Raw genomic sequence first — 366 nt, 5'->3', positions numbered from 1 at the left:
AACAGGCTCCCGGCTCGCTCGCGGTCGCCCGCGCCAAACTCGCCGAAAGCGTGGCCGCTGCCCGGCGTGGCGATGCGCGGATGGCAAAAGAGCTGGCGCTGTCAGCCTATCTCGATGGGTTCGAGCCGATCGAACCAACGCTCACCGCGCGCGACGCGACGCTGATGGGCCGAATCGAGGGCGCCATGGGGGAGTTCCGCGCCGCGATCGACCGGGGCGCATCGCCCGATGATCTCGCGGAGAAGGTCACGGTGCTGGGCGGCTTTTTCGATGATGCAGAAGCGGCGCTCGCGCCCGATGCCGCCACCGAGGCGTCCACGTTCCTGGGCGCGTTCACGATCCTGCTGCGTGAAGGGCTCGAAGCCC

Annotated in this window: 1 pseudogene; it reads left to right on the top strand. The window is 69.1% G+C overall.

The window, feature by feature from the left end:
• Nucleotides 1–366, top strand: a pseudogene (locus tag AX685_RS12260) (iron permease); the annotation flags it as partial.

Source organism: Sphingomonas sp. CCH9-F2 (assembly GCF_001556735.1).
Lineage (GTDB): Bacteria > Pseudomonadota > Alphaproteobacteria > Sphingomonadales > Sphingomonadaceae > Sphingomonas > Sphingomonas ginsenosidimutans.
This window is presented reverse-complemented; position numbering and strand designations above follow the sequence as displayed.